5 protein-coding genes are annotated in these 6,273 nt (G+C 57.8%); all 5 read left to right on the top strand.

The genetic code is table 11. The features are described 5' to 3' along the window. Positions 1-17 precede the first annotated feature (17 nt). Positions 18-1,178: a phage tail tube protein gene (locus IEQ42_RS14650; protein WP_210703987.1), complete on the top strand. Its 1,161-nt coding sequence runs from the start codon at positions 18-20 to the stop codon at positions 1,176-1,178. A gap of 78 nt (positions 1,179-1,256) precedes the next feature. Next, a complete protein-coding gene (locus tag IEQ42_RS14655; RefSeq protein ID WP_210703988.1) occupies positions 1,257-1,742 on the top strand; it encodes a hypothetical protein in 486 nt (161 codons plus the stop codon). Between the two features lie 2 nt (positions 1,743-1,744). After that, a complete protein-coding gene (locus IEQ42_RS14660; protein WP_210703995.1) occupies positions 1,745-1,984 on the top strand; it encodes a hypothetical protein in 240 nt (79 codons plus the stop codon). Between the two features lie 49 nt (positions 1,985-2,033). Next, positions 2,034-2,384, top strand: coding sequence for a hypothetical protein (locus IEQ42_RS14665; RefSeq protein ID WP_024013524.1), 351 nt, complete (start codon positions 2,034-2,036; stop codon positions 2,382-2,384). Between the two features lie 84 nt (positions 2,385-2,468). Next, a partial coding sequence (locus IEQ42_RS14670) for a phage tail tape measure protein (protein WP_210703989.1) occupies positions 2,469-6,273 on the top strand: 3,805 nt, incomplete at its 3' end.

The following is a 6,273-nucleotide window of genomic DNA, read 5'->3' on the forward strand; positions in this document are numbered from 1 at the left end:
ACAGAAAGGTGGAAAAAATGAGCTCCGGCGCCAAAGTCACGAGTTATCTGATTGCCGAGGTAACACCCGGCGTAACCCCCACCGGCACATTCGACACGCTTCGACTGACCGGCAACACCCTGTCACCCACCGTCAACACCCAGGCAAGCGACGAGATCACTGATTCGCGCGTAAGCCAGGGCTCGGTGGCCACCAGCACTGACATTCAGGGCGACCTGACTGCCGAGCTTTCGTATGGCACGTTCGACAAGCTGTTCGAGGCTGCCTTCTACGGCACCTGGACCGGCAACGTCCTGACCGTCGGCGATACCCGGCACACCTTCACCGTCGCCAAGAACTACAGCGATGTGAACGTGTTCACCCTGTTTAAGGGTATGCATGTGTCGACCTTCGCCCTGGACATCCCGTCTGACGGCAAGATCACCGCCACGTTCACCATGATGGGCCTGGACTACGCGGACGGCGACAGCAACATGGTCACCGCGATCAACCCGCCGACTGCTACACCGTTCATGTCGAACATCAACGTTGGCACTCTGCTGGTTGATGGTGCCTCGCTGGAAGGCGTTGCGTGCGTATCAGCCATGTCGATCAACCTGGACAACAGCCTGCAAACTCAACGCTGCCTGGGTAACGGCAAGCTCGGCCCTGGCGCTCACATCGCCACCGAAGCGGCCATCACCGGCAGCATCACCCTGGCCTGGTCGAATCGCGCGTGGCAGCTCTGGAAAAACCAGTTCACCCGGGCACCGATTGCGGTTTCGTTCCCGATCACCGACAGCCTTGGCAACGAATACACCTTCGACTTCCCGGCGCTGGAGATCGACGGCGACCTGCCGAACGGCGGCAAGCGTGACCTGATCGAGGTGACGCTGAACTACACCGTCTCGAAGCTGGCACCAACCATCACCCGCACGCCTGCTGATGCAGTGGCATCGGTTGCTGTGGCTCCAACGACTGCAAGCGTTGTCATCGGCGCAACCCGCCAACTGACTCCGACTGTTCTGCCGTCCGGCTCGACCCAGACCGTCACCTGGTCCAGCGCAACGCCATCTGTTGCAACGGTCAGCAGCTCCGGCCTGGTCACCGCAGTATCGGCCGGCACATCCGTTATCACCGCAACCAGCACCGCCGACGGTACCAAGACGTCGACATCGACCATCACCGTTACCGCGTAACCGATCAAACCCTTTGACTGCCCCGGCGATTACGCCAGCCGGGGCAGTCCTTTTTGGCGTGGCGTAGAGGATTTACCAATGGCTCTGCAACTGAAAAAGAAATCGGAAAATAACACCGAAGCAAAGTGGTTCGATTACGACGCTGACACCAAGATTCAGCTGGTCGGCATCGACGACAAGAATTATCAAGTGGCCCTGGAGCGCGCTCGCCGCCGCCTGCGCAACAATGACGCCCGCTTCGGTGAGGGCGACGTCGGCGTAGTAGAAGGCGAAAAGAAAGAGCACGACACTCAGTGCGCATTGCTGGCGACCTTCATCCTAAAAGATTGGGAAGGCGCCCTGGACGAAGAAGGCAATCCGCTCAAATACACCCAGGAACTCGGCGCGAAAATGCTGGAAGGAGACATCGACTTCTTCATTTTCGTTATCAAGTCCGCCTCGGCCTTCGCTGGCGAGTTGAAAGAAGAGCTGGCCGAGACCATGGGAAAGCCATCGCCCGCTTCGAGTGGGAAAGGGAGTGGTCGGGCAAAACAGAAAAGCGAAGCGCCGTCTACGCCAGCCTAAAAATCGAAGTTCCTGAAGAGCCGGAGATCGACCCAATCACTGCCTACCTGCTGAACACGTTTCGCAACGTGTGCCGGGGTAGGCGGATGGTGTCGAGCATGGCGGGGGCTTTCCCCTTGCCACTGTCCGCCCGGGAGATCAGCGACTGGCTGGAGGCTCACCCGGCGCCGATGCCGCGCGATGAGGTTGACGAGGTTATGTTTGCCCTCGATTACATCGTGATGAGTGAGAAGGATGAGTAGCGACTTCCTGTAAATGATAGATTGATGTCATTTACAGGGAGTGCCACTGATGAAAATGAATGTCGCTGTTTTTGGCTTGCTGCTGGTCTGCTCTAGCGCCTTTGCTGATCCCGTGGTTGATGCTTATGACGCGCTAATGGCGGCCGGTAAGGTCGCGGCGCAGCACGGCGCAGCCTGCGAGGCGTCAGTTCAGAAAGACGACGTGTCGCCATGTCGCGCCTTCACCAAGGCAAACGATGTGTACCGGGGAAAGATCAAGGCGTTTCTTGCGACAATCGATCCGAAGACGGACAACGTGTACAACCATATCAACAAGCAGGACGTGGAAGCCTACATGGAGCAGAACAAAAGAATTGAGCGCTCTATGGATTATGTGATCGCGCATTCCGAATCGAGCTAATCAGGGGTTGCGCCGCCTAAACGCGGAAGAATTTACCAACAGACCGGGCACTTTGCCCGGTTTTTTATTGCCCGGAGAAAAGCAATGACTCAGACCTCGCGCCTGGTAATAGAGCTAGATAGCCGGGATGCCGAGCAGAAGGCTACCGATGTTCGCAAGGCGCTGGGGGCGCTTGAAGATGCCGGGCTCAGCATCAAGCCTGCAATGGACAAAGCGCGCGACGGCATGGAGTCGATGGGTAAGGGCGCCGAAAAGGCGAGTAAGTCCATCGAGGACGAGCGCGAAGAGATCGAGCAGCTGCTGAGCAGCATCGATCCGCTCACTCGCAAGATGAACGAGCTTGAGAAGCAGGAGCTGGCACTCGCCAAAGCGCGCAAGTCCGGCAAGATTGACCTCGACACGTACAACGATTATCAGGACAAGCTGAAATCAACACGCTCGGCGCTGACAGGCTTCAACAGCGACCTTAATAAAACCGGAATGTCTGCCAAGGCGACAGCCGCCGCATTGCGCGGCGTCCCTGCTCAGTTCACCGACATCGCCACGTCACTGCAGGGCGGCCAGGCGCCACTCACTGTATTCCTGCAGCAAGGCGGCCAGCTCAAGGATATGTTTGGCGGCGCGGGTCCGGCGGCCAAGGCACTGGGTGGTTATGTCCTCGGCCTGATCAGTCCGTTAACCGTGGCTGCAGCCGCGATCGGCACGCTTGGCGTGGCCTACTACCAAGGATCAAAGGAGGCCGACGCCTACCGCCTATCTATCGTCACCACGGGCAACGCAGCAGGCACAACAACCGATGCGCTGGCCAGTATGGCTGTAAGAATCGGATCCACCGTAGGCACAACGGGCGAAGCAGCCGCAGCGTTAGCGCTGCTAGCATCAAACGGGAAAATTGCCAGTGATGGTTTTGAGCAGATCGCAACGTCAGCCATAAGCTTCGAGCGGGCTACCGGAAAGGCTGTATCCGACACTGTTTCCGAGTTTGCGGCCCTTGCGGATGACCCGGTAAAAGCCGTCGCGGCGCTCAATGAAAAATACAACTTCCTCACAGCGTCTGTTTACGAACAGATCCGCGCAGCACAGGACATGGGCGAGAAGGAAGCGGCCGCATCTATCGCCCAAGAGGCCTATGCAAAGGCTCTTGATGCGCGATCTAAAACCATGCGCGACAGCCTTGGGATTGTGGAGAAGGCTTGGGGCGGAATCACCAAAGCCGCGAAAGATAGCTGGGATGCGATGCTTGGGGTCGGGCGAACTCAGTCGCTTGATGAGCAGATTGCTAATACCAAGCAGTTGTTAGCCGACCGAAAGGATAGCTTTGTCTCCAAGCTCTTCCCAGATGACCTCGGGCAAAATAGCCAATCTACGAAGTTCCTCGAGCAGCGACTGAAGTTGCTCGAGCAGCAGCGCGAAGTTCTCGTCGACCAAGGAAAGGCCGAGGGGGAAAACGCTCGAATTCAAAGGGAGGGCCTCGCCGCCTACGACGGCTTCCAAAAAAGCATCGAAGGCAATTTTTCCAAGACTCAGAAAATGAACAAGGCGCTTGAGGATGAGGAAAAGCGCATAGCAGCAGCGCGCCTGGCTGGCTACACCATCACTGCCGAGCAGGAGGCGGCGGCCTACAAGGCCATTCGCGAAAACAGCACCTACAAGGAAGCGGCGGCTAAAAAGGAGAAGGCCTACACAGAAGACGCCGGCACCAAGGCTCTCGATCAGGCCAAACAACAATACGCCGTATTGATGGAGCAGTCTTCGCTGATTGATCAGCAGGGTATCGGCACCAAAGCGCTCGGGGCTGCAGCAAAGGACCTGATCGAATGGGAGCAGCAGCTCGCAAACATCAAGACCAAGCAGACGCTCACGGCCGATCAGCAAAGCCTTCTGGCAAAAGCTGACCAGATCACAGCGGTAAAGACACAGAGTGCCGAACAGGAAAAGCTGAACGCGCTCAAAAAAGAGGAATTGGAAACCTCCGCCAAGCTACTGGCGTTCCAAGAGAACCTGACCAACCAACTAAATCTGTCGAGGGAGGGGCTATCCAACGAGTTGGCTGGCATTGGCATGGGTCAGAAAGGCAGGGAGCGCCTTCGTGAAGATTTGAAAATCCGCCAGGATTATCAAAAACAGCTGACGAAGCTGACCTATGACTACAACAAGATCGTCAATCCAACCAGCGCCGATACCGAACTGTATGACAGGGAAACCCAGAGCATTAAGGACGCTTTGGATATTCGCCTGGGCGATCAGGAGCAGTTCTACAAGGACCTCGACCGCGCCCAGGCAGACTGGTCAAACGGAGCCAACGATGCCTGGCATGACTACGTAGATGAAGCAGGCAACATTGCCGGTCAGACCTATGACCTGTTCGATAACGCATTCCACGGGATGGAAGACTCGCTGGTTGATTTCGTAACCGGTGGGAAGCTGTCGTTCAAGGATCTTGCTGACTCGATCATTGCGGACATCGCACGGATAATCATCAAGACTCAGGTGGTTACGCCGCTGCTGAACTCGCTGCTCGGTGGTGGTGCTGGGGCTGGTGGCGGGGGAGGTATTGCCTCGCTTTTCAGCGGTTCGTCGTCGAACGGTTCGGGAGGTGGCGGCCTGTTCAGTGGCCTGGCCGGTCTCGGTCAAAACCTGCTTTCAGCCTGGAACACCATCACCGGCGTTGGCTCGTCCGTGGCTTCTGGCTACGCATCGGGCGGTATCGGCGGCGCGATCTCAGGCGGTGCCAGCTACTACGGCAACATGCTGTCCAACATCGCCAGCACATTGAGTGGTGGTTTCACCAGCTTGATTGGCGGCAATATCGCTATCACGGGGGCGACCGCTGCCGGGACTGCTGCGACTACCGCCGCTTTGACTGGGGTGACTGCTGCTCAGGCCGCTGCTGCCGCTGCGACGGTGGGCGCCGAAGGGATCACGGCGGCTGCACTTCAGGGCGCTATTGCCGAGGGTGCGGCCTCTATTGGTACGAACATCGGCGTGGCCGGTGCAACCACGGCGGCGGCCTCTCAAGGTATTGCCGCGTCAATCTCGGGCGCACTCAGCAGTGCAGCAGCAATGTGGCCACTGGCAGTCATCATGGGCATGTACCAGTCCGGCAAGCTGTACGATGCCGGGGTTCGCCCAAGCATGAGCGAGATGCAGGCCACTGGCGGCGACACTGCGCTGGGCAAGGCCACCATGGCACCGATTGCCCTGCAATCCGGAATCATGGAGCTGACCGACAAAATCAACAGCAAGCTGGTGGGTGGCAAGCTGGCTGCAATCATCAGCGGATCAACCTTGCACCAGGCGGTTTGGGGTGCGGTGGGCAAGAAGCTGTTCGGCGGCGCTTGGGAAACCAAGGACGGCGGTATCTCGCTCGGCGTAGATGATGGCGAGTTCGATGCTCAGCAGTACATTTACCAGAAGAAGAAAGGCGGCCTGTTCTCCAGCAGCAAGAAGCGCACGCGCTACAGCGAGCTGGACGCCGAGACGGAAAACGCTCTCGGTGCTGCGTACAACGACAAGCTGCTTAATTCCATGGGGCTGTTTTCGGCACTCGGCGTTCAACTCAGCGAGTCGGTCTTCGACGGGCTGAACGTGGCGGCCACCAAGATCAGCACCAAAGGCAAGACAGCGGAAGCTGTCCAGGAAGAGCTGGATAAATGGTTCGCTGGTTTGGGCGACTCGGCTGTCTCGGCAATCAATACGGCGACCGGTTCGGGGTTGGAGAGTTACAACTTCGAAGCGCTGACAACCTTCGTCAACAACCTTTACAGCGTCAACGACTCTTTCGACATGCTGGGTCTGAAGCTGTACGACGTGTCGGTCAGCACGGGCTTTATGGCTGAGCAATTGATTGCCATGGCGGGCGGGCTGGAAGCCCTGAAAGCCGGAGAAA

This window comes from Pseudomonas iridis (assembly GCF_017980685.1).
GTDB lineage: Bacteria > Pseudomonadota > Gammaproteobacteria > Pseudomonadales > Pseudomonadaceae > Aquipseudomonas > Aquipseudomonas iridis.

What these genes read in the sequence shown, in the direction of transcription:
- IEQ42_RS14650 (WP_210703987.1), top strand. Translation starts at nt 18, where the DNA reads ATGAGCTCCGGCGCCAAAGTCACGAGTTATCTGATTGCCGAGGTAACA.
- IEQ42_RS14655 (WP_210703988.1), top strand. Translation starts at nt 1,257, where the DNA reads ATGGCTCTGCAACTGAAAAAGAAATCGGAAAATAACACCGAAGCAAAG.
- IEQ42_RS14665 (WP_024013524.1), top strand. Translation starts at nt 2,034, where the DNA reads ATGAAAATGAATGTCGCTGTTTTTGGCTTGCTGCTGGTCTGCTCTAGC.